Origin of the sequence: Subtercola lobariae (genome assembly GCF_014640255.1) — a bacterium.
In the GTDB taxonomy this organism is placed as follows: domain Bacteria; phylum Actinomycetota; class Actinomycetes; order Actinomycetales; family Microbacteriaceae; genus Subtercola; species Subtercola lobariae.
Map to the genome: position 1 here is coordinate 100,015 of NZ_BMGP01000002.1, position 21,829 is coordinate 121,843.

Annotated in this window: 19 protein-coding genes; 8 read left to right on the plus strand and 11 right to left on the minus strand. The window is 65.4% G+C overall.

What is annotated here, in order from left to right:
• The first annotated feature begins 12 nt into the window (after nt 1–12).
• A complete protein-coding gene (locus tag IEX24_RS04710) occupies nt 13–1,116 on the plus strand; it encodes an NUDIX domain-containing protein (RefSeq protein WP_188674619.1) in 1,104 nt (367 codons plus the stop codon).
• A 54-nt stretch (nt 1,117–1,170) separates the two neighbouring features.
• Here the strand turns inward: IEX24_RS04710 and IEX24_RS04715 are convergent, their stop codons facing one another.
• From IEX24_RS04715 to IEX24_RS04725, 3 genes are read right to left on the minus strand one after another with little or no spacing between them, the layout of a single operon-like run.
• Complete coding sequence (locus IEX24_RS04715) at nt 1,171–2,109, minus strand: ferredoxin family protein (RefSeq protein WP_188674622.1); 939 nt, start codon at nt 2,107–2,109, stop codon at nt 1,171–1,173.
• Nucleotides 2,110–2,145: 36 nt separating this feature from the next.
• The gene (locus IEX24_RS04720; protein ID WP_188674625.1) at nt 2,146–3,405 is read right to left on the minus strand and encodes a cupin domain-containing protein; all 1,260 of its coding nucleotides are present in this window, start codon (nt 3,403–3,405) and stop codon (nt 2,146–2,148) included.
• Nucleotides 3,405–3,662, minus strand: a complete 258-nt coding sequence (locus IEX24_RS04725; RefSeq protein WP_188674628.1) for a BatC protein — start codon at nt 3,660–3,662, stop codon at nt 3,405–3,407. Before IEX24_RS04725 ends, IEX24_RS04720 begins: the two co-directional genes overlap by 1 nt.
• A 174-nt stretch (nt 3,663–3,836) precedes the next feature.
• On the opposite strand from IEX24_RS04725, the gene IEX24_RS04730 reads away from it, so the two are divergent.
• Entirely contained in the window at nt 3,837–4,622 is a 786-nt protein-coding gene (locus tag IEX24_RS04730; protein ID WP_188674631.1) for an alpha/beta fold hydrolase, read from the plus strand.
• Nucleotides 4,623–4,732: 110 nt separating this feature from the next.
• Here the strand turns inward: IEX24_RS04730 and IEX24_RS04735 are convergent, their stop codons facing one another.
• Nucleotides 4,733–7,000, minus strand: coding sequence for a hypothetical protein (locus IEX24_RS04735; protein ID WP_188674634.1), 2,268 nt, complete (start codon nt 6,998–7,000; stop codon nt 4,733–4,735).
• A 73-nt stretch (nt 7,001–7,073) separates the two neighbouring features.
• On the opposite strand from IEX24_RS04735, the gene IEX24_RS04740 reads away from it, so the two are divergent.
• The 3 genes from IEX24_RS04740 (at nt 7,074) to IEX24_RS04750 (ending at nt 8,840) form a co-directional block, all read left to right on the plus strand.
• Nucleotides 7,074–7,466, plus strand: coding sequence for a DUF1304 domain-containing protein (locus IEX24_RS04740; RefSeq protein ID WP_188674637.1), 393 nt, complete (start codon nt 7,074–7,076; stop codon nt 7,464–7,466).
• 98 nt (nt 7,467–7,564) lie between these two features.
• Nucleotides 7,565–8,161 carry an NUDIX domain-containing protein gene (locus IEX24_RS04745; protein WP_229715101.1) on the plus strand — a complete coding sequence of 199 codons (597 nt, stop codon included), beginning with the start codon at nt 7,565–7,567 and terminating at the stop codon, nt 8,159–8,161.
• A 55-nt stretch (nt 8,162–8,216) separates the two neighbouring features.
• On the plus strand, nt 8,217–8,840 hold the full coding sequence (locus IEX24_RS04750) for a nucleoside/nucleotide kinase family protein (RefSeq protein WP_188674640.1): 624 nt from the start codon (nt 8,217–8,219) through the stop codon (nt 8,838–8,840).
• On the opposite strand, the gene IEX24_RS04755 is transcribed toward IEX24_RS04750, so the two are convergent.
• From IEX24_RS04755 to IEX24_RS04765, 3 genes are all read right to left on the minus strand, one after another.
• Nucleotides 8,837–10,258, minus strand: coding sequence for a mechanosensitive ion channel domain-containing protein (locus IEX24_RS04755; RefSeq protein ID WP_188674643.1), 1,422 nt, complete (start codon nt 10,256–10,258; stop codon nt 8,837–8,839). The two genes, IEX24_RS04750 and IEX24_RS04755, sit on opposite strands and share 4 nt — an antisense overlap.
• Nucleotides 10,259–10,264: 6 nt before the next feature.
• The gene (locus IEX24_RS04760) at nt 10,265–12,370 is read right to left on the minus strand and encodes an adenylate/guanylate cyclase domain-containing protein (protein ID WP_203585892.1); all 2,106 of its coding nucleotides are present in this window, start codon (nt 12,368–12,370) and stop codon (nt 10,265–10,267) included.
• Between the two features lie 91 nt (nt 12,371–12,461).
• Nucleotides 12,462–13,199 (minus strand): NAD(P)-dependent oxidoreductase, encoded by a 738-nt coding sequence (locus tag IEX24_RS04765; RefSeq protein ID WP_188674646.1) that lies wholly within the window; start codon nt 13,197–13,199, stop codon nt 12,462–12,464.
• Nucleotides 13,200–13,286: 87 nt separating this feature from the next.
• On the opposite strand from IEX24_RS04765, the gene IEX24_RS04770 reads away from it, so the two are divergent.
• The 3 genes from IEX24_RS04770 to IEX24_RS04780 all read left to right on the plus strand — a co-directional run bounded on the left by IEX24_RS04770 (nt 13,287) and on the right by IEX24_RS04780 (nt 15,310).
• Nucleotides 13,287–13,793, plus strand: a complete 507-nt coding sequence (locus IEX24_RS04770) for a MarR family winged helix-turn-helix transcriptional regulator (RefSeq protein ID WP_188674649.1) — start codon at nt 13,287–13,289, stop codon at nt 13,791–13,793.
• Entirely contained in the window at nt 13,793–14,350 is a 558-nt protein-coding gene (locus IEX24_RS04775; protein WP_188674652.1) for a dihydrofolate reductase family protein, read from the plus strand. Before IEX24_RS04770 ends, IEX24_RS04775 begins: the two co-directional genes overlap by 1 nt.
• 324 nt (nt 14,351–14,674) lie before the next feature.
• Nucleotides 14,675–15,310, plus strand: coding sequence for a hypothetical protein (locus tag IEX24_RS04780; RefSeq protein ID WP_188674655.1), 636 nt, complete (start codon nt 14,675–14,677; stop codon nt 15,308–15,310).
• Between the two features lie 165 nt (nt 15,311–15,475).
• Here the strand turns inward: IEX24_RS04780 and IEX24_RS04785 are convergent, their stop codons facing one another.
• The 4 genes from IEX24_RS04785 to IEX24_RS04800 all read right to left on the minus strand — a co-directional run bounded on the left by IEX24_RS04785 (nt 15,476) and on the right by IEX24_RS04800 (nt 21,779).
• A complete protein-coding gene (locus IEX24_RS04785; RefSeq protein ID WP_229715102.1) occupies nt 15,476–17,983 on the minus strand; it encodes a glycoside hydrolase family 65 protein in 2,508 nt (835 codons plus the stop codon).
• A gap of 94 nt (nt 17,984–18,077) precedes the next feature.
• Complete coding sequence (locus IEX24_RS04790; protein WP_188674661.1) at nt 18,078–18,851, minus strand: HAD family hydrolase; 774 nt, start codon at nt 18,849–18,851, stop codon at nt 18,078–18,080.
• Nucleotides 18,852–19,003: 152 nt separating this feature from the next.
• Nucleotides 19,004–19,288, minus strand: coding sequence for a GNAT family N-acetyltransferase (locus tag IEX24_RS04795; RefSeq protein ID WP_188674664.1), 285 nt, complete (start codon nt 19,286–19,288; stop codon nt 19,004–19,006).
• 112 nt (nt 19,289–19,400) lie between these two features.
• The gene (locus IEX24_RS04800; protein ID WP_203585891.1) at nt 19,401–21,779 is read right to left on the minus strand and encodes an FUSC family protein; all 2,379 of its coding nucleotides are present in this window, start codon (nt 21,777–21,779) and stop codon (nt 19,401–19,403) included.
• Between the last annotated feature and the right edge of the window lie 50 nt (nt 21,780–21,829).

The window sequence follows — 21,829 nt, forward strand, 5'->3', positions numbered from 1 at the left end:
CAAAATTGGGGTATGTCTGACTCGGCGAGTCCTTCGCCCCACTCCTTTGTTCCGCCGCGGCTCGCGGGCCCGCGTGACAGTGGCGACGGCTGGGTCGAAGACGGCACCGGCCGCAAGTTCTGGGGGCGGTTCGGCGCGGCGGGGCTTCTTGCGCATGACCCCGAGCGGGGCATCCTGTTGCAGCATCGTGCCAATTGGAGTCATTTCGGCGGAACGTGGGGGCTCCCTGGCGGAGCCAAACACGCCGGAGAGTCGTCGGTCGACGGTGCGATTCGTGAGGCGAACGAGGAGGCCGGCGTGCCGACTTCGTCGTTGCAGCTGAAGTTCACGTCGATTCTCGATCTGGGCTTCTGGAGTTACACCACGGTCGTCGCCGACGTCACTGGGCCGTTCGACGCGCTGGTCGCCGACGCCGAGAGCATCGAGGTGCGCTGGGTTGCGGTCGACGAGGTGGCGACGCTTCCGCTGCACCCCGGGTTTGAAGCATCGTGGCCTGAGTTGCGAGCCGAGTTGCAGCGCCCCGTCGTGCTGATCGTCGACTCGGCGAATGTGGTGGGGTCGCGGCCGAACGGCTGGTGGAAAGACCGGCTCGGCGCCACGAAGACGTTCGCCGCGCGTCTCGCAGCGCGGTCGGCCCTGGGTTTCACCGGCGATTCGCTCGGCATCGGGCTGCCCGGTACGCGGTGGTGGCCGGAGGTGACGCTGATCGTCGAGGGCCAGGCGCGTGGGGCGGCGGGCGGCGCGGCTGGCGTTAGCGGCGCAGGTGCCGCGGCAAGCGACGCCGGCGGCTCGGCAAGCAGCGCAGGCGACTCAGCACGCGATTCGATCGGCGCGGCGGGGCCGGCGGCCCGATCGGGCGCCGGTACGGATGCGCACCAGGTCGGCGCCGAGGTACGCGTCGTGGCGGCCGAGCACGACGGTGATCAGGCGATCGTCGACGCCGTGCGGTTGCGGTTCGAGACCACGGGCATCCCGCCGCGCGTCTTCGTGGTGACGGCAGACCGCGAACTCAGCGAGCGCGTCTCTGCGCTCGGCGCCGCGGTGCACGGCCCCGGCTGGTTGTGGGCCCTGCTCGACGAGCTGGGCGAGCTGGGCGAGCTCGACGCTGCGGAGTAGCCACTACCGCGTCACCCCGCGCGGCCGAGCGGCGCGACTTTGCATCCGAGCGGGCTAGGAGAAGGTCAGCGAAACGAGCTCGAACTCGCGAACGCGGCCGAAGCGTGTCGCGGCGCACGTGCTGAGCAGGGGCTCCGAGAGAGTTTCGGCCACCACCACACGAACGACGCCCGACGAGTCCGGCGTCGTGGCGAGGTCGACCTCGATCTGGCCGGCGAGCGCGCCGGGCACAGTCCGCTCGCCCAGCGGTGAGAAGCTGCTCAGCCGGTCGTCACCGAAATGGGTGCGCGCGAAGTGCTGGGCGGCCTGAACCGCATGCGACAGCGAGCTTCGGCCACGAAAGAAGCGCTCGTCGACCCGGCCGGCGCGGTAGTCGTGCACGATCTGGGCCGCATCCACGTCATCGGCGCGGCCGAAGTAGAGGCCCTCCGGAAAGATTGCCATCGTGCCCGCGAACCGATCGCCGCCGAGGTGCGAGCACTCCCACACTAGGTCGCCGAACTGTTCGACGAGCGCGAGCGCCACGGGGCGACCACGCACCGCGCAACACTGGTCGTGTTTGGCGTGTGTGCAGACGCAATAGATCGGCTGAGCCGAGCGGATGCCCGTCGACCCGTCAAGCGGCACATCGAGCAACTCGTGCGGATCATCGACCTCACCCCACCGCACTTCTTCGTGCCCGGGCCGCGAATCGACGAACACCCACCGCCACCTCGTCTGCGGCTCACGCGGCCGCGCGGGTGAGTGCTCAGGCTGGGCGGAATGGGTTGCGCGCGCTACCCGCCGAATGGCCAGCGGGCGCATTCCCGACGCCTCAATGCGGCGCACAATCGCTTGGCCGAGCTCACGGCCGAGCGCTGACGAAACGAACGCATTGGTGCCCCACGGGCCCTGCACCTCGACGAGAAACCACTGCAATCCACGCGACGCGGTGGCAGCGAGCGAATCATCGCGCTCGCGCGACCGATCGCTGCAGGGCGCCCAGTCAGTCACGACGATGATCGCGACCTCGAACGCGGCCGAGCAGGCTCACGCCGGCACCACGATGGCCTCACGCAGCAGGCGCCGCACCACCACGAGGGCCGAATCGACGTCGAGACCGGGCAGCTCATCGACAGCAACGGCCGTGCCTTCGTGCAACCGCTCGATGGCCGGCGCGGCCTCCCGCGGCAAGACGACGGTTCGGCCGCTTACGGCGATGCGCACCGAGTCGCGGTCGCTCGAAACGGTGGCACGCAGTGAGCCGCGCCAGCGCACGACACTCCAGCCGCCGAGAGCTGCGATGGCGTCGACAGTCGCGATCGGCGACACCGGCTCGGGCCTCGTCGCCCCCGAGAAACGGCGGGTGAGCGCCGCGCTCACATCGTGGGCTCTGCGAACTGCTGCGGCACGATCATCCGGAGCCGCCGCGAGCATCGCCCGCAATTCTTCGGCCACCGTCTCGACGATCGGCAGCAGCTGCTCGACGTCGCTGAAGTCGGCGCCGAACGGTAGCGAGGTGCGCAGCGCTTCGGTATCGCCGAGGCGCGCGAGCAAGGCCTCGGCCACATCGGCTCGCGTGTAGGCGGCCACGCCAATGGTCAGGTGAATGGATGTTCCACCGAGCGCCTCGGCCGAGTGGATCCAGCCGCGCGGCAGGTACAACGCGTCACCCGGCCGCAGCACCTCGTCAATGAACGGCTCGCCCTCGGCGCGGCTCTCGACGGCGGCGCGATGATCGCTCCACGGCTGATCGCGCAGCGGCGCCTCGTGCACCGGCTCGTGGATGCGCCAGCGCTTTTCGCCGGCGATCTGCAGCACAAAAACGTCGTGCACGTCGTAGTGCGGGTCGAATCCGCGCGACGATGCAGGGGTGATGTACGCGTTCACCTGAATCGGATGCCCGATCTCAGCCACGAGCGCTCGCGTGAAGTCGATCAGCGGCGGCCACGTGCGGTGCAACCCCTGCAGCACGATCGTGGCGCCCCCGGCGAACTCGGCGAGCACCTTCTCGCTCGACACCTGGTCGCCGATTTCGGCGCCGAACCCGCCCCCAGCGGTGTACTTCGACGGGCTCAAAACGGAGCCCTCGATGGCCATGCGCATGAACGGGGTGCGAAGCGCGCGCTGCGAGATCAGGTCATCGGCCGCTTCGGCGCTGAAGAGGTCATCGAAGGGTGCCGGAAGAAACCGCGCCTCGGTGAGCAGTGGTCGTGCCGACCAGTACGTGACGCCGAAATCAAGACCCACGGTTCCCACACAACGAGAAAGCGCGGGCCGGTCACCCGACCCGCGCTCGAATGAAAGCATTACGCTGATCCGTCGGCACCGCCGTCGTGGCCGCCAGGGTTCGCACCGCCATCGGCGGTACCCTCCCCTGCGTCAGCCGAACCATCGGCTCCACCATCGTGGCCGCCGGGGTTCGCACCGCCGTCAGCTGTACCTTCACCTGCGCCAGCAGAGCCATCGGCTCCGCCGTCATGCCCATTCGGGTTTGCGCCGCCATCCGCGGGACCCTCTCCGCCCGCTCCCTGTTCGGTGGTGATGTCGTCGTCGTTGATAGCCATAGTCGTCCTCTCGGTACAGCACCACTTTCTCGCCGGGTGCATGTTGAGCGTACGCCGCTAGTCGGTGTTTGAGAAAGGGGGTTCAGGGGCTTGCTCTGGGCTCTTTTCATCGGTAATGGCGTATTATGAGATTGTCTCAGTGACGATCGCTGAGCTCGTCGAGAGAAGGTTGTCATGGGGGATCTGAAATTCGGTTGGCCGGCCAGAACCGCTCCCCTTCTGAACGTCGCGCTCGACGAGGGTGACGGGCCCGTGGTGGTGCTCATACACGGCATCAACTCGTCGTCAGAGAGTTGGATGAACGTGGTGCCGCTCTTATCACCGCTCTATCGCGTGATCGCCATCGACCTGCTCGGCTTCGGTAAGTCGGTGGCGCCGGCCGAGGCCACTTTCACCCTCGAAGAGCACGTGGCGGCGCTTCACGCCACACTTCGCTCGCTGCACCTGAAGGGCCGATTCACGCTCGTCGGGCACAGCCTCGGGGCGCTCATCTCCAGTCGGTATGCGGCCATCTACCGGCGCGAGGTAGCGCAGGTCGTTCTCGTCTCGCCGCCCATCTACGCCAACGAGGCGTACATCACCGAATTCGCCGACCGCACCGTGGTGAAAAGCTACCTGCGCGCCTACAAGTTTCTGCGCTCGAACAAAGAGCAGACCATGCGGCGGGCGGCGTGGCTGCACCGCTTCATTCCGGTGAAGGCTCTGCTTATCGAAGAGCGCTATTGGGGTGCCTTCGCGCTCTCTATGGAGCATTGCATCGAGGGCCAGACCACCATCACCGACATCGCTCAGATCACGGTGCCGGTCGAAGTGGTCTATGGCTCACGAGACCAGGTGCTCGTCGGTGACGGCATCGAACGCTTGGCACGGCTGCAACACGTGACTATTCACGAAGTGCCGAAGAACGACCACTTCGTGAGGCCGGCGCTGGCGCGCGAGGTTGCACGGGTCATTCGCTGAGCCGCGACGGCTTTTCACTCCCTAAGCCGCGACAGCTTTCACTCCCTAAGCCGCGACAGCTTTCACTCCCTGAGCCACGGAAACCTTCGTCTACTGAGTCGCCGCAACCGTCACTTGCCCGGTAGCGGCGCGCGCCTTGAGGGGGTGTGTTCGACGACGGCTTCACGGGATTGTGCAGGAGTCGCAGGCTCGGAATTGTCGGGCCCCGAATTCGCGTGCTCAGGATTTTCAGGCTCGGAATTGTCGGTTTCAGCGTTCTCGTGCTCGGGGGGCGCGCTCCAGCGAAAGTAGGCCCAGATTGCGACACTGATGAGGGCGAACCCGGCGAACGCTATCGACCACGGCGAGAGCAGGGTGGGCACGTGAACCCAGCTCGACGGCTGCGGCAAGAGAATCAGAGCGAAAACTGCGACCGCAACGGCGTAGGTTGCCACCCAGATCGCCTTCGACCAGGCGAAGATGCTCTGGCCGTCGAGAAAGGTCAGTGGAATGAGGGCAATGACCGGGGCCGTCAACGTTTCAACCGTCAGACCGGTGAGCACCTCTGACAAGAGCTGGCTGCCGAAGGTGGTGACTCCCTGATTCTGCAAGCCGAGAGTGCTGTAGAGCAGCCAGGCCCCGACGCCGAGCGCCACCATGACCGCCGTCACGCTCAGTGAAAGCTTCGCCGCGCTGTGCCGACGACTGACCGTTGCGATGCCGGCGCCCACTTCAACGCCGAGAATGAGGCCGAACACGATTCCGGGCTGAAGGCCGGTGAATCGTGAGAGTGCCACGGTCGACAGCATCACTACGATCGCCCAGGGGCGCAAGAGTATTTCGGCACTCGCCCGATAGGCCGAGAAGGCGTGGATGCGCGTCGCCAGCACCCCGAGATAGTTCACGGTGAGCAACACAATCGTGAGCCCGAGCACAAGCCGCAGTGATCGCACGTCGGCACCGGTGGTCGGGTCTGCGAACGACATGATGGTCGCTGCACCCACGATGAGGGCGAGCTGACGCTGCCACGACGATGTTGTGCCCGGGATGCGGCGCCGGGCGGCTGCAAGCGTGCGTTCGACAGGACGCACGATGGGCGCGAACCGCTCATAGTTCTCGCGGATGGTCGACTGAAGCAGCTCGGCCGGCAGCGCCAGCAGCAGCAGAAAGCCAGCGGCAATGAGCGCTATCGATGCGGCGCTGGGCGCCTTGATCGATAGGGACTGCAACGATCGCAGCGAACTGCCGAACACGCTGGGGCTCGCCCAAGCCGGGTCGGCCAGCGGGCCGGCCCACGCTCCCGACACGAAAGCAGCCGCTGCCCCGACGATCGAGTCTGCCTCGCCGGCGACGTCTGTCACGTGCGCGCCCGAGCCACTCACCCCGTCTGCGTCAAGCGTGCCCGACGCGGCATCCGAACCCACGCCTATGCCCGAAGCTGTGCCACCTCGGCCGTCGTCCGCGTGGGCCGAACCGCCTCCATCGCCCTCCGTCGGCGCGGCAGAAATGGCCGGCGTGGCTGGCGACGCCGGCGCGGCAGGCACAACGGGCGTAACGGGTTGGATCGGCTCAAGTGGAACCACGGGAGCGACCGGCGGATCTGGCACCATCGGCGGGACGGGTACAACCGGCGCCACCGGCGGAATCGGCACCACGGGAACCACCGGCACTACCGGCGGCACCGGCACCACCGGCGGAACCGGCACCACGGGAACCACCGGCGCCAGCGGCGCATACGCGAAGCTCACCGCGGGCGACGACGCCGATTCGGCGGCGGTGTACGACACGGCTTGAGTCGCCGTGAGGTCGTTCGGCCCCACATCGGTGTCGGTCAGAGTGAGATCGCAGCTCCAGTCGCCGGCGGATGATGCCTGAGCCGTGCATCCGGAGCCCCCGTTCTGCAACACCGTCACCGTGGCAGTAGGCGCCGCAGTGCCTGATAGCTCGGCTGCTGCGGTGACGACCGTATCGCCGGGCGCCGGAGCCGTGATTCGGGGCGGATTCAGCGCGCCGAGAGTCTCGTGGGCTTCGTCTGCCCCTGATCGAACGTAGACGACGCCCTGAAAGTCGGGCATGCTCGTCGCGGTGCACGACCACGACTGATCGCCTGCCACGACTGCGGTGCAGAGCGTCGTCTCAGTACCCGACCCGGCGTCGACAGCCGCAACAGTCGAGACCTCGACGCCCGCACCCACCGACCCAGACCCGGAGAACAGCGCATCGACCGCTGACGACGAATTTGCGATGAAAACGGTGTCTGCCGCGGGACCATCGAGCGTGAGCCCGCCAACGCCGGCGTTCGCCGCAATCGGCACCCCCAGCGCCGAAACGAACACACCGAAAACCGCCACCAGCGCAGCAGCGCCGGCAAGCCGAATTCGATGAGATCGCTCACTCATGAGCATTACTCTACTCGCTTCGCGGGCCGAATGAGCTTCTGTCAGCGATTGCGCAGCCCTCTAGACTGAGCCCATGGCGATACTCGCAACCGTCTTCATCGGCATCACCGCGCTACTGCACGTCTACATTTTCGTCATGGAAAGCGTTCAGTGGCGCAAACCTGCCATTTGGCGGCGCTTCGGCCTCGCCAACCAGGCAGACGCAGACACGACAGCACCCCTGGCTTACAACCAGGGCTTCTACAACCTCTTCCTGGCTATCGGCGCGGGCCTCGGCCTGGTGCTCTACTTCACGTCGGCGAATCAGGCTGGGTTCGCTCTCGCAGCGTTCTCGTCGGCCTCCATCGTGGCTGCAGCCCTCGTGCTGCTGAGCACCGGAAAAGAACGACTCCGAGCCGCCGCATTACAGGGAGTGCCCGCGCTGCTCGGCCTGGTCTTTCTCCTGATCGCCGGGGTGCACCCCTGAGCACGCAAACCGAGCAGAGCGGCCAAACCGAGCAGCCGCCGCCGGGCATCCCGGGCATCGATGCACCGGATGCCCGTGGCCGAACCCACCTCGACACCGTGGGCCTTGACCTCAGCACAAACCCGAACGTCATCGTCACGCGCGTGAAGCTGCTCTCGTCGAACTGGTTCGTCTTGCGCGCGACCACGTTCGAGTTTCGCCACCGTGACGGTAGCTGGAGCACCGAAGAACGCGAAACCTACGACCGCGGCGATGGCGCAACGATTCTGCTCTACGACACCGAACGCCGCACCGTGTTGCTGACCAGGCAATTTCGATTCCCTGCGTACGTGAATGGGCACGCCGACGGCTACCTGCTCGAAGCGCCGGCCGGTCTTCTCGACGATGACGACGCGCTGAGAGCAGTCGAACGGGAGACAGCAGAAGAGACCGGGTACGCCGTCACCGACGCGCAACACCTGTTCGACCTCTATATGAGCCCGGGTTCAGTCACCGAGAAGTTGCACTTCTTCGCGGCGAAGTTCAGCGCCGAGAGCCTCACCGGCACCGGCGGCGGCCTCGCTCACGAAGGCGAAGACATCGAGAACGTCGAACTCGGCTTCGACGAAGCACTCGCGGCCATAGGCACCCGCATCGTCGACGCGAAGACGGTCATTCTGCTGCAGTGGGCCGAGTCATCGCGTCTGTTCGGGTGACGGCGGTGCCCTCCTGCAACTCAGCGCCCCCTTCTGGGAGGGTGTAATACAAAGCATGCGAATTGTCGCAAATGTGACGAATGAGGCAGTGGATGCCCTGCTGCACCTCATCGCGTCACCCCCCGCCCGGGCATCCACCCTCACCTCGAGCCGCGCCAGCACCGTCTTCACGGGCCCGGTGGTCTTGCTCGACGGGCGTTCCGGATCAGGTAAGACGGCTCTCGCCGCGGCTCTCGCCCGCGCCTGGCCCGGCGACCACCCTGAGCTCGGCCCCACCCCCACCGTGGTGCACCTCGACGACATCTACCCCGGCTGGCGCGGACTCGAGGCCGCGAGCACTCAGGTGCACGATGAGCTTTTGGGCGCCCAGCGGCCACGATGGCAGCGCTGGGATTGGCTGAACGAGCGGGGGGCGGAATGGGCATCCGTCGACCCCACGAAACCGCTGATCGTCGAGGGCGTAGGGGCGCTCAGCCGCCAGAACAACGCTCTCGCCACCGTGAGCGTCTGGCTCGAACTCGACGAAGCGACCCGGCGAACCCGCGCGATCGAGCGCGACGGGCAGGCCTACGAGCCGTTCTGGAACACCTGGGCTGAGCAAGAAGAGGCGTTTCTGCGCCGTGAATCGCCACGGAGCCTCGCCGACGTCGTGGTCGACTTCACCGAAACGGCCGCCTAACCTTCGGCCTGCACGTCGATGCCCAACGCCGCCACGGCCTCGCGAGCGCTCTGCGTTCGGGCGTCGACCACCGTGCCGATGCTGCGAGCGAGCGCCGGGTTCGACGAGATGAGCCGATCGACAGCACTCGTCGAAATGCGCAGCACCGTCGTCGTGCCGTCGGCGATCGCCGAACCCCGATCGACCTCGCGGCTCAACGCCATCAACCCGAAGAATTCGTTGTCACCGAGCGCGAGGTAACTCACGTCACCCCACTCGGTGGGCACCGAAAGCCGCACCTTTCCGTCGAGAATGAACCGAAACGCGTCGGGCACGGTGTTCGACACGTGCAGAACCTCGCCGTGGCCGTACTGCTCGAGCCGGCAGAGCGGCGCCAGCCAGTCGTAGTCGTCGCTCTTCAGACGGAGAACTTGCGTGAGGGTGTCGATCGCAGCATCGAGGCGCTCGGGCGTCTGAATCGGGTCGGTGGCATCGCCGTCGAGCGCCAGCCCCGAACGCCTCGCCGCGTACCAGAGCCAGGCGAGAAACAGGGCGGTCGCGTTGGGGGCTTCGGAGGGCCCGGCCACCGGAATCGAAATGGAGAAGCTCGCATTACCTGCGTACGAGGCCTCGATCGATTCACCGCGCTTCAGGTTCGGCAGCCCCGACGCTACGTGATGCATCAGGTCGAGCACCTCGTGCGGCGGATCATCCGTCGAGAACTTCACGGTGGCCGTGGCCCGAAACGCCCCCGGCGCCTGACTGAGGTTCGTGAACGACGAGTCGGCGAGTGACGCGTTCGGCACGATTTGAATGCCGTTGCCCGTGTCGATGTGTACGGCTCGCCAGTTGACCTCGACCACTCGGCCCTGAACCTTACCGGTGTCGAGCCAGTCGCCGATCTTGAAGGGCTGCTCGAACAGCAGCAGCAGCCCCGAAATAACCGACCCGACCGCGTTCTGCAGAGCAAGACCGACGACAATCGAGGTCACCCCGAGCGCCGTGATCAGCCCGCCGATATCGGCATCCCACACCCACGAGAACAGCAGCGCCAACCCCACGAGAATGAGGCCGAGCCGGGCCAAGTCGATGAAGATCGAGGGTAGCCGCTCGCGCCAGCTACCCTCTTTCGGATTGCCGAAGAGCACCACGTTGACGCTCGAGAGCAACAGCAGAATGACGAGAAAGCCGAACAACGTCGCAACGACGCGCACCCAGGTGAGCTCGACCCCCGTGGTGTTCGACGCCAAGCTGAGCAGCGCGAAGAGCGCTCCGACGGGCAAGACGAGGTTGCGCAGTAATCGCACGGGCTTTGCTGCCGGATGCCCGCGCCTCACCAACGACGCCAGCACCTCCGTCAAGATGACCAGAAGTACAGGCAGCCCAATGGCGATGGTGAGGGCGAGCCCGAACCAGGGTTCGTTCCAAATCTGGCTCATGGCGGCCTACTGAATCTTCCAGACGGTCTGCGTGCCGCCTGCTGTTTCGATGGAGCCTGCCTCGACGAAGGTGACCGCATCGTGCATGAAGTCGCGCACGGTCTGGCTCACGAAAATGCCGGCGGCACCGGAGACCCGCTGAACCTGGTTGGCCAGGTTCACCGCATCGCCCCACATGTCGTAGGCGAGGTTGCTGCGGCCCACCAAACCGCTCGACACGGTTCCTGCGTCGATGCCGATGCGAACGCTCAGCGCCGTTTCGTGCTGTGCGTTGAACCTCTCGATGATGGCACGAATCTCGAGCGAGAAGTCGACCATGCGTCTGACGTTGTCGACCCGGGGCACTACCAGTCCGCAGCTGGCCAGGTACCCCTCGCGCAGCGTTCGAACGGTTTCGACGCCCATTCGAACCGCGGCCTCGTCGAAGCTCGCCACGATGGAGTTGAGCAAAGACAGTTCTTTCTCTGCACCGAGGTCGGCAGCGAAGTCGTCATAACCGATGAGGTCGGCGAACAGCACCGACACATCTTGGTGCACGTCGGTGATCGTCTCTTCGCCCTCTTTGTAGCGCTTGGCCACCGTCGCCGGCATGAGCGTACCGAGCAGCTTCTCGTTCTCGTTCGTCTGCTCTTCGATCAGCGACTGTTTGATACGCAACGATCTCGACATGTCATTGAAGGCGTTGCCGAGATCACCGAACTCATCTCGCGACCCCTGCGGAACCTCCACGGCAAGATCACCCGCCGCAACCTGCCGAACCGCGGTGACGAGCCTTCTGACGGGCCGCGCGAACACCTGCGCGAGCACCAGCGAGAGCAACGACACTATGAGAATCAGCGCAACGATCGACAGAATCAGGTTTCGGGTGAAGTCGTTCACTGGAGCGAATGCTTCAGTGGTGTCGATGCGCGAGATGATCACCCACTGCAGCCCTGGTATATCGAGCGGGGCATACGCCACAATGTCTTCGCCGCCCAGATACCCCCGGGTGGTGATGATTCCCGTCTGGCCGGCGAGTGCGTTCTGCACGGCCACGGTGTGCACCGGTTGAATGAGGATGCTCCCCTTCACCTGCACGGCGCGTGCGGCGACGTCGGGCGGGGTGCCGGCGGCAACGGCATCCTTCTGATACTGCTCGGGGTTCTCGACGAGCTCTCGTGACACCGAACGCATCAGCTGGTCGGGGCCGGCGAGATAGGTCTCACCGGTCTGCCCCATGCCGTCGTCTGCCCAGCCCTGGTCTGACGTCATGATGGTGTTGATGGCGGCGATAGGCACCTGCAGCGCCATGACGCCACTTGTCACACCGTTCTCACCGACGGGCGACATGATCCAGGCGACCGGAGCGCCGAGCGACGGCTGGTAGCGCTCGAAGTCGGTGATGCCTACGTAGTCGACTTCGTTCGAGTTCAACGCTGCTTCGTAGCCGGTCGCAAGACTTGTGCCTTTGTAGGGCCCCGAAGTGAGGTTGGTGCCAAGGTCGACGTTCTTCGTGGCCGAATAGACCACGTGGCCATCGTTATCCATCAGCAAGGCGTCTTCGTAGCCGAATCGCTGGATGATCTCCCGAAAGTAATCCTGATACTGCGCGTTAGCCGCCGACCAGGCGCTGGTGTCACCCGCAGTGTCGACGGCGAGCGCTTTCGTGCCGTCGAGGCCCGGGTCGGTGTAGTGCGACTGCAGGTAGATCTCGGCCGGGTCAGACGGAATGAACGCCGCCGGGTCTGCAGCATTGCCGGTTCGCTGCGCCAGCTGCGGCGCGAACGTGTTCGTGTACAGCGCCGTCACCGCCGAGGTGTCGGCGGCCGCGGCGGGTTGCGCCTGCAATTCGTCGTAGCCGGCGGTGAACGCCTTCACCGCGTTGATGGCGGTAGTGCCACGGGTGTACACCACGAGCGAGTTCTCGGTGGTGGTGAAGAAGTTCGTGATCTCGCGGGCTCTCGACTCGCGAGTCTCTGTCACCCGGTCGTACGCCGCCTGCTTGAGCGAATCAGAGCCCGAGTAGTACCCCACCAGTCCCACCACGAGAGAGGACCCGATGCTCACGCCGAGCAGCATCACCAGCAGCTTCGACTGAATGCTGAACCCCGGGCGCCTCGACTTCGACGACACACCTGTACCAAAACGACTTGCCAAAAGTACTGCCTCTTCCCCACGAAACGCAGCACCCGCATTGAGTGCATCACCCACGCCCCTAGGTTGATTATGGCGTACGCACGCGCTGCTTGCTGATGCCCTCTCGCCAGAGCAATTGAACGAGGCTCGGTTGCACCGAAACGGTGCCCACCGCCACGATCTTTCGAACGTATTCATCGCTCATCGTTTGGGCAAGCAAACACGCTGCCAGGTCTGCTCGCGACGTGAACTTGCTCTTCACAAATCGCTCGGCCGTGGCATAGTCGGTTACCGTCGGGGTCTCAAACAGACCCGAGGGCCGCACGATCGTGTAGTCGACATCGCTCTCGGTCACGATCGTCTCCATGGCGCGCATGTCGTCGTAGAGCGTCTTGCCCATCACGGTGACGAAGTAGCGCTGCAGCACGTTTTCGAAGAAGAACCCGCCGTGCGCACCGGCGGCCGGGTCGACCGCGCTCGAGCTCACACAGACCAATCGAGACACGCCGTGGGCTTTCATAGCGTGGATGATCGCGGTGATGCCCACGGAATACACCGTGATGACGTGCTTGCCGTAGGGCACCCCGAGGGTGGAGATCACCGCATCGTGGCCCGCCACGGCGCGGTCGACGGCGGCCGCGTCATACACGTCGCCTTCGAAAACGGTGAGCCGGGCATCCGGAGTCGCGGCAAGCTCGGCAACGAAATCGGCCTCGAAACCCTCGGGATGGCGTGTGAAAGCCGTAACGGAATGGCCAGCCATCAGGGCATCTGCTACCACGAGTCGGCCGGTGGGGCCGTTGCTGCCGAAAACGATGAGGCGCATAGTCTTCTTCTCTCTCTTCTCTGCCCGGGCGGCTGCTGAGCAGGTACGATGTAGTCAGTAATCCATATAATACGGAAACCATATCATATGACTCTTGAAGTGAACCCCTCCGACGAGCTTTCTCGCGACCCTCGAGCCGCCCGGCGCGCCGCGAACGCACTGAAGACCGACCTGCGCGATCTGCGCGTGCAACTCGCCATGCTGAACCATCGAGTCGGCGCCCAGGCCGAGCTGCGTGACATCGACCTCGACTGCCTCGACCTCGTTTCGCAGCATGAACCCGTGGGCGCGAGCGCTCTGGCGAAGCTGGCAGGCCTGCACCCGGCCACTCTCACCGGAGTCATCGACCGGCTCGAGCGCGGCGGCTGGATCGTTCGCGAGCGCGACGAGAACGATCGCCGTGCCGTGGTGTTGCGCACGCAACCCGAGCGAAACCGTGACATCTACCAGCTCTACTCGGGCATGAACGGGTTGATCGACGAGATCTGCGCCGACTACACTCCCGAACAACTAGAACTGATTGCGGGCTTTCTGCGGCGCACCACCGTTGCGGGTGTGCACGCCACGGCACGCCTCGAAGAAGAGGGTGCGTGATGGGCAAACTGATCTACTCGAGCATCATGTCGGTCGATGGATTCACGGTAGACGCCGCCGGTCACTTCAATTGGAGCGCGCCCGACGAAGTACTGCACGCCTTCGTCAACGAGGTGTCACGCCCCCTCGGCACATACCTCTACGGGCGACGGATGTACGGGGTGATGTCGGTGTGGCAGACCCTCGACACGGCAGACGAACCCGCGGTCATGGCCGACTACCAGGCCATCTGGCGGGCAGCCGACAAGATCGTGTACTCCTCGACGCTCACCGAACCATCGACGCCACGTACGCGCATCGAACCGTTTTTCGACGCCGACGCCGTTTGGGCGCTGAAGCAGTCGACCGACGCCGACATCTCGATCGGCGGCCCGGGCATCGCGGCTCACGCCATTCGGGCGGGCCTCGTCGACGAATATCAGCTCTTCGTCTCCCCCATCGCCGTGGGTGGCGGAACCCCCTTCTTTCCCTCCGACGCGCGCGTGCCCCTCACCCTTCTCGACCACCGCCGCTTCGAGGCCGGGGCCGTCTACCTCCGTTACGCTTCTGCTCGTTAGCGCGAAGGTCAGTCGTGCCGCGGGTCGAAGCGGCAGTGATGAGGCGGCACCTGTGCGGCGGCAAATTCGAGCAGGCGGCGTGAGGCGGTTGAGAACGGGTTGTGAGGCGGTAACCAGGTGCGGGCGGTAACGTAGCTGATCGCACAGCCCGACCGCCTCATCGCGCGCGTCACGAGAACCTGACCCGACGAACGAAAAGCCGAATTGCGCCGCTCCACATACCAAGCACCTGGCCGCCATGCCGCCCCGGCGGTCGCCCCTGACCCGACCCGGGTTTCGCGCGGCCGAACCGCCTCGCCCCTGACTCGACGGGAGAAACGGCCTGTGATCGCCGTCGCGATCGCCTGCTTCAGCATGCTGCCCGTGTTTCTCGTGGGGCCGGCGGCGAACGCGGCTGAACCCGGTGGCTCGTCGTTCGGTTTCGCGGCCGGGGCCGCATCCACGTCAGGGCAGGTGGATGCGCAGATCACGAGCGCCGCAGCGAACGCGAGCGGCGTGAGTACCGATCGCGACGGCTACACGGTGAACAAACCCACAGAAGCGACGGTTGCGCCCGGCAGCTCCACCAACCGCGATTGGGCGGCCCTCGTGCTGGTCGACGGCGGCTGGCCCACCACCGACAACAACGTCACCGTGATTCTGCAATGGATGGACTCGGAGAATGACCCGCAGAGCTGGTGGCTGCGCAATAATCCGCTGAACAATGGATACGGGTCGGGCGGCGGGGCCGGGTTCGGCAGTTACCCCGAGCTCGTGACGGCGGCCAGAGACGCCGCCATCAACCTGTCGCAGAACTCGGTCTATTCGGCGATCATTGCCGACTTCGCCGCATCCGCCCCCGTGTCGACCACGGTCGCCGCCATCGAAGCGTCGCCCTGGGCGAGCTCGCACTACGGCTACGGCAGCATCTGGCACGGCGTCGACGTGCCCATCGTGGCAGCGGATTCGTCGGCCTGGTAACGCCGAGCAATAAACGCAGTGGCCTGGTAAGGCCGAGCAACAAACGCAGTGGCCTGGTAAGGCCGAGCAACCAGACGTAGCCGTGGCACTTTCGTCGGAGCTGACGCACGGTGCCCGCAATACGTCGCCTTAGCGCGCGTGCTCCGACGAAAGTGCCTCAGCGACTCAGTCGAAGCCGATGGCCTCTTCGAGATAGTGCTCGTCGAGGGTAGGGATGGTCGCCGTGATGACCGATCCATCGGCGCGAAGAGTGCCTTCGATGTCGCTCGTGGTCGGCGCGCCTTCGAACACCGGCGCATCGTCTTTCAGCGCCACGGTCACCGGGGTGCCGGCCGTCACGAGCACTCGCTTTTCGCGAACGTAAACCTCGACAGACTCGCCCGTTTCGATCGTGAAGGTGATCACCGCGGCGTTCACCGCCACGTGCATCCGTGCGCCCAGAATCGTCACTCGAAACGCCAGCGACTCCCACTCGTCGGGCAGCCTCGGGTCGAAGGTGAACGTGCCCAGGTAGTCGCGCATTCCGCCGAAGCCGAACGCGAGCGCACTCCATACGCCACCCGTCGAGGCGACGTGCACGCCATCGGCACTGTTGTGGTGCAGATCGCCGAGGTCGACGAACAGGGCGGTGATGAAGTACTCGAGCGCGAGGTCACGGTACCCCACCTCGGCCGCCACGATCGACTGCGTCGAGGCCGAGAGCGTGGAGTCGCCAGTGGTCAGCGCGTCGTAATACTCGAAGTTGCGGCGCTTCTCCTCTTCGGTGAACTCGTCACCCTGCAGCAGCAGCGCGAGCACCACGTCGGCCTGCTTGATGACCTGAAAACGGTAGATGACCAGCGGGTGGTAATGCAGCAGCAACGGGTGCTTCGACGGGGGCGTGTTCTCGAGATCCCACAGCTCTTTCTCGAGAAACTGCGAGTCTTGCGGGTGGATGCCCAGCTCTTCGTCGAAGAGAATGTGCATCGCCTCACCGGCAGCAGCCCACTCGACGATCTCTTCGTCGCGTAAGTCGAGGCGCGCACTCAACCGTGCGAACGCCTCCGGGTCTTCGTGCTCCACCTTACGAAGCCGCCGCACCGCCGCCCGCAGGTTGGCACGCGCCATCACGTTAGTGAACAGATTGTCGTTCACCACGGTCGTGTACTCGTCGGGCCCTGTGACACCGTGAATGTGGAACGACCGATTGACGTGCCCCCGCCAAAACCCGAGGTCAGCCCACATGCGCGCCGTCTCGACGAGAATGTCGATGGCTTCGCCGGCGATCAGAAAGTCGACGTCTCCCGTCGCCGAAACGTACTGCGAGAGGGCATGCGAGATGTCGGCGTCGATGTGGTACTGCGCGGTTCCGGCGGCGTAATACGCGCCTGCCTCGAGCCCGTTGATGGTGCGCCAGGGAAAGAGGGCGCCGCGCTGGTTGAGTTCGCGCGCCCGGTCTCGTGCGGCATCGAGCATCCCGCGGCGAAAGCGAAGCGCATTTCGAGCGACCTGCGGCGACGTGTAAGTAAGAAAGGGCAGCACGTAGATCTCGGTGTCCCAGAAGTAGTGACCGCCGTAGCCCGAGCCCGAGACGCCCTTCGCCGCGATACCTCCGCCGTCGGTGCGGGCCGTCGATTGGGCCAGCTGATAGAGGTTCCAGCGAATGGCCTGCTGAATTTCGGGCTGGCCCTTCACCTCGACGTCTGAGCGCTGCCAGAACTCGTCGAGCCACTCTCGCTGCCTCTCGAAGACCTCTTCGATAGGCGACTCGGCGATGCGATCGAGCGTGCGGTCGCATCGGTCGGCGAGGCCGCGCGTGGGCACCCTCTGCGACGTGTGATAGGCAATAGTCTTGATGAGCCGAATGGGCACACCCGAATGCGCCTGAATGCTGTACACATGCTTCGCGAGATCGTCATCGATCTCCGATGCCTCTCGGTACTCATTCGCGGTCTCGAGCCGGTGCTCCATGCCCACGGCAATGGTCATGCCCGAGTTGGCGGCCCGGTAGCCGAGAATGTAGCGCGAGTCATGCGACGTCTTGAATCGGGGCTGCAGCACGCGGTCTGAGAAGGTCGCGGCACGCCGGGGGTCGTCGATGGGATGCTCGGAGGCAGCCGCGGCCGCAAACTCGTCAACCCAGTCTTGCCTATTGAGTATCTGGCTGGAAATGACCACTGACGCGTTCGCATCGAGCATGGTCACCTCGTATTCGACAACCGCGAGGTGCCGATCGGTGAACGACGCAAGCCTGCGTGATCGAATCAGAACGCATTTGCCCGACGGCGCCCGCCATTCGATTTCACGCCAGAGCACCCCGGTGCGAAAGTCGAGCCGGCGCTCGTAACGAATACAGTCGGCTTCGGCGATGATGAAGGGTTCATCATCCACATACAGACGAATCAGCTTCGCGTCGGGGGCATTCACGATGGTCTGACCGACGCGTGCGAACCCGTATGCCTCTTCGGCGTGCCGAATGGCCCAGGTGTCGTGAAAGCCGTTGATGAAGGTGCCGTTCGAATAGCCGCCGTAACCCTCTTCAGCGTTGCCGCGCATGCCGAGGTAGCCGTTGCCGACGGCGAACATGGTCTCAGACTGGCCCTGGCTCTGGGCGTCGAACTCAGACTCGGTCAGCGCCCATTCGTCGACCGGGTAGCGAAAGCGGTCGAGGGGGTCGGAGTTGACAGGGTTCACAGGGGGCCTCTTTTCGGGTGATTCAGGCGTGTTCGCGTGTTTCGGGTGTTCGCGTGTTTCAAGTGTCGCGTGGCTCGCAGGTACTGGCGCGTCTTCAGGCGTGTTCGGGCGCAACTGCCGGTTCTGAAACGGCATCCACGAGCTCGGCAAGGTCGGTGACAACAATATCTGCGCCCGACGCCAGCAGACCAGCGGCGCCCACCCCTCGGTCGACACCCACGACCAGCCCGAAGTCGCCTTCGCGGCCGGCCTGCACTCCCGAGTGAGCGTCTTCGATGACAGCGCAGTCGGCGGGGGTGAGCCCCAGCAGTTCGGCCGCGTAGACGTAGGTGTCTGGCGCCGGCTTACCCGGCAGCCCGGCGTCGGTCGCCACCAGCCCGTCGACCACCACCGTGAACCGGTCGCCGAGTTCAGCCGCAGCCAGCACGCTCACCGCATTGCGTGAACTCGACACCACTGCGACCTGTCGACCTGACGAAATGGATGCCTCGAGAAAGTCGACCGAGCCGGCATAGGCGACCACGCCGTCGGCTTCCAGCGCAGCGAAGAACTCATCGTTCTTCTGCAGACCGAGCCCCCAGACCGTGTTGCTGCCCGGAGCGTCGTCTGGTGTGCCCTCGGGCACCACGATGTCTCGCGAAGCGAGCAGAGCGCGCACACCGTCGACGCGCGGCTTGCCGTCGATGTAGTCGAAATAGTCGGCCTCGCTGTACGCCGGTTCGACTCCGCGCTCGGCGAGATAGTCGGTGAACAGCCGCGCCCAGGCCCGAACATGAATGTCGACGGTGGGTGTCAGCACGCCGTCGAGGTCGAACAACACGGCCTTGATGGGCTCAAAACGTGATGCGTGTAATGGCAGCGCGGGCATGCAACTCCTCAGATGATCAGTCGGCCGTCATCGCCCGCTGATGACACCATAGCGGCTTACGATTACGGGCCGGTTACACGTTCTGCCGATCATCCGGTGCCCGCGGCACTGCCTGTGTCTCGCCGGTCAGCCAAGTGAGAAGTGGGCGCTCCTCAGCGGGTGAGAAGACCCGCACGCTCAGGATGCTCGTCGAACCACTGCCCCACATACCAGCACATCGGAATCACCCGAAGAGCGGTGTTCTGCTCTACGTCGTCGATGGCGAACGTCACCACTTCGCCCGCATACCCGTGCCCGCGCAATTTCGGGTCGGTGAACGTGTGGTTGAACGAAATACTGTCGTCACGCTTGACGTAGTCGGCAGCGCTCACGAGGGCCCCGTCGACCCGCAACTCGTACCGGTTCCGTTCGGTGTTGTGAATCAAATCGCGTGCCATGCCTCCACTCTACGTCTGCCGCGACCCTCGGCGGCCTCTACCTAGCGCACCCGAGGCTTACGAACGGCGGCACCGATCACCAGCTGGTTTTGCGTTCCAGTACAGCCCTAGTTTAGGAATGTGACTGAGCGGGGGCGAGCGCCGGCACCGACTCGACGATCATCGACTCGAGGCGGCGTACCACGTCGAGGTAGTCGCCCGTCCAGATCACTCGAACGGCGGTGCGCGTGGCGGCACCCGACGAGTGACTCAAGTCACGCCGCACGGCATCGGCCAGCGCGTCATCGGCCGCCGAGTCGCGGAGCGCCGGGCGCGGCAGGGCGCGTTGGGCTACCAGCTGCCGCCCCAGTTCGCCGTACCAACCGGCGAGTTTCGAAGTCGACGCGTCGAGCGCCAGGCGGGCGGTGGCACGGTCGCCGTCGATGATGCAGTCGTCGCTTCGCCAGATGTCGAGAATGGCGTCGCCCGCGAGCCGCATTGCCCCGACGCCAGTGACAGCTGAGGCGACGTTCGCCAACGCGAGCCGCTTAGCGCCGCGTTCGGCCAAATACGTACGGAACGTGTCATCCAGTCGCCTGGATGCGGCCGCGGCCTGCAGAGCCTCGGCCGTCGGCACCGGCTGCCGAGATGCGGTGCTGTCGCATCGGCCCAGTCCGAACGCAACCGTGGCGCTGAGGTACGCGACCGTTTCGACGTACGCATCAGCGAGCGCTCGGCGGAGAGCCGCCGCGGCCCCGCGCGGCCAGAACAGCAGCCCGACGATCAGACTCACCGCGCAGCCGAGCGCGATGTCTTCGATTCGCAACAGCCCCACGCTCCACCCTGTCGGGGCGATGATGTTGAAGAGCAGCACGAGCGTCACGGTGAAGCCGGCCTGACCTGCCGCAAACGAGATGGCGGTCGGTGCCACACCGGCCACGAGAATGGCGATGGGCAGCAACACCCAGAGCAACACGGTCTGCGGCCCGATGGCGAACAGCACGGCGGCGCCGACGAGCACCCCGGCTGAGGTGCCGAGCACCCCCCGCAACGCACTCTGCCCAGTGCTGAGAGCGTTAGAGCGAAGCACCGACAGCGTGCCGAGTACCACCCAGAACGAATGCTCGACGCCGGTCAGATCGGCGATCAGCACGGCAATTCCGAGGGCGGCGGCCCCGCGGATGCTGTTGTGCAGCCATACCGAATTCCACTGCAGCGCGGCCGCAGCACGTTGCACGCCTGCGTCGACGGTGCCGGGCAGGTTGCCCGGCTGCTGGCCGAGCATCCGCTGCCACCAGGTTCGGCGCTCGGCAGCCGCCGTCAACACGATGTTCTCGCCGATCTGGGCCACGGCGAAGCTCAGTTCTTGGGCACGAAATCGCGGGTCGAGTGCCGTCACGAAGTCGTTCACCGCGGTGCGGTCGGCAGCGGCATCCGGTGCCGTATTCGCCGCGCTGACGCTGACGCTGGCCGTAGCCGGCAGCCCCTCTGACGTCGCAGATGTCGCCGCAGGTGTCGCCGCACCGCCCCGCCGAACCGAAACCTCGCTCGTCGCACTCGCCTCGACCGCCCGGCGCGCCGCCGCGAGCTCGGCCAACGCAGCCTCGAGATCTGCCGTCGGGCCACCGGTTCGGGTCAGAGTATCGGCGCCGAGTTCGAGCACGTCGGCCGCCGCCGATTTCACCCGGCAGGCGCTCACGTGCGAGAGCTTGGCAGAGGCTGGCGCTGCGGGCGTGTACGGGTTCGAGTGCACCAGGATGCTCTGCAACCAGTTCAGCTCATCGATCAGCCGCACGACGGTTCGAGCCGACGTGGTGAGCCCGGTAGGCCGGTACGGCGTGCCGAGAAAGATCTCGTGAAGATCTGCAACGGCCGCATCTGCCTCGGCGATGGCGTGCTCGAACTCGCTGCCCTTCTCAGGCGCTTTCTCGCTCACGATGAAGGCGACATCGGCCCTCAACCGCACGGCCAGCGCGCGGCACGCACGAGCGGCCCCCGTGCGCAACCGATCACGCGCGGGCGCCGGCCAGAGCACCGCGATAGCGAACACCCCGACCACCGAGGCAATACCCCAACCGACGAGCCGCGGGCCGATCGACGAGGCCCCGCCCGGCAGGCTCACCGGCAAAATGAACGCCAACAGCAGCGAGGTGCTCGCTGATGCCAGCACAGAGCTCACCGCGCCGACGAAAAGCACCGCGAACGCGACAAGAGCCATGGCAACCGCAGCGAGCCAGATGGGCCGCGAAGCCAACGTGCCGAGACACACGAACACCGCTCCCGTCACGGCGAGCGCTACCTGCGACTGAATTCGCGCCCGCATCGACCCGCCGAAATCGACCAGCAACAACATAGCGAACGAGCCGAAAGCGGCGAACGTTGCCACCTGGGCGTCGCCGATGACGATGCTGCAGAATGCGAACAGTGCCGGCATCACGATCGCTGTGCGCGTGGCTCGGCGCAACGCCGCGTAGCCTGCGTCGCGTTTGCCCAGCCAGCTCCAGAACCGCACGTGCTCTCGCCCTCCCTGCCGCTCGCCACGTCACAGCGTTCGGCTGGTCA

Excerpts from the sequence above, each read along its gene's own strand:
- IEX24_RS04755 (WP_188674643.1), bottom strand. The coding sequence starts at position 10,258 with ATGAGCCAGATTTGGAACGAACCCTGGTTCGGGCTCGCCCTCACCATC.
- IEX24_RS04710 (WP_188674619.1), top strand. The coding sequence starts at position 13 with ATGTCTGACTCGGCGAGTCCTTCGCCCCACTCCTTTGTTCCGCCGCGG.
- IEX24_RS04765 (WP_188674646.1), bottom strand. The coding sequence starts at position 13,199 with ATGCGCCTCATCGTTTTCGGCAGCAACGGCCCCACCGGCCGACTCGTG.
- IEX24_RS04740 (WP_188674637.1), top strand. The coding sequence starts at position 7,074 with ATGGCGATACTCGCAACCGTCTTCATCGGCATCACCGCGCTACTGCAC.
- IEX24_RS04750 (WP_188674640.1), top strand. The coding sequence starts at position 8,217 with ATGCGAATTGTCGCAAATGTGACGAATGAGGCAGTGGATGCCCTGCTG.
- IEX24_RS04770 (WP_188674649.1), top strand. The coding sequence starts at position 13,287 with ATGACTCTTGAAGTGAACCCCTCCGACGAGCTTTCTCGCGACCCTCGA.
- IEX24_RS04790 (WP_188674661.1), bottom strand. The coding sequence starts at position 18,851 with ATGCCCGCGCTGCCATTACACGCATCACGTTTTGAGCCCATCAAGGCC.
- IEX24_RS04725 (WP_188674628.1), bottom strand. The coding sequence starts at position 3,662 with ATGGCTATCAACGACGACGACATCACCACCGAACAGGGAGCGGGCGGA.
- IEX24_RS04720 (WP_188674625.1), bottom strand. The coding sequence starts at position 3,405 with ATGCTTTCATTCGAGCGCGGGTCGGGTGACCGGCCCGCGCTTTCTCGT.
- IEX24_RS04730 (WP_188674631.1), top strand. The coding sequence starts at position 3,837 with ATGGGGGATCTGAAATTCGGTTGGCCGGCCAGAACCGCTCCCCTTCTG.
- IEX24_RS04795 (WP_188674664.1), bottom strand. The coding sequence starts at position 19,288 with ATGGCACGCGATTTGATTCACAACACCGAACGGAACCGGTACGAGTTG.
- IEX24_RS04735 (WP_188674634.1), bottom strand. The coding sequence starts at position 7,000 with ATGAGTGAGCGATCTCATCGAATTCGGCTTGCCGGCGCTGCTGCGCTG.
- IEX24_RS04775 (WP_188674652.1), top strand. The coding sequence starts at position 13,793 with ATGGGCAAACTGATCTACTCGAGCATCATGTCGGTCGATGGATTCACG.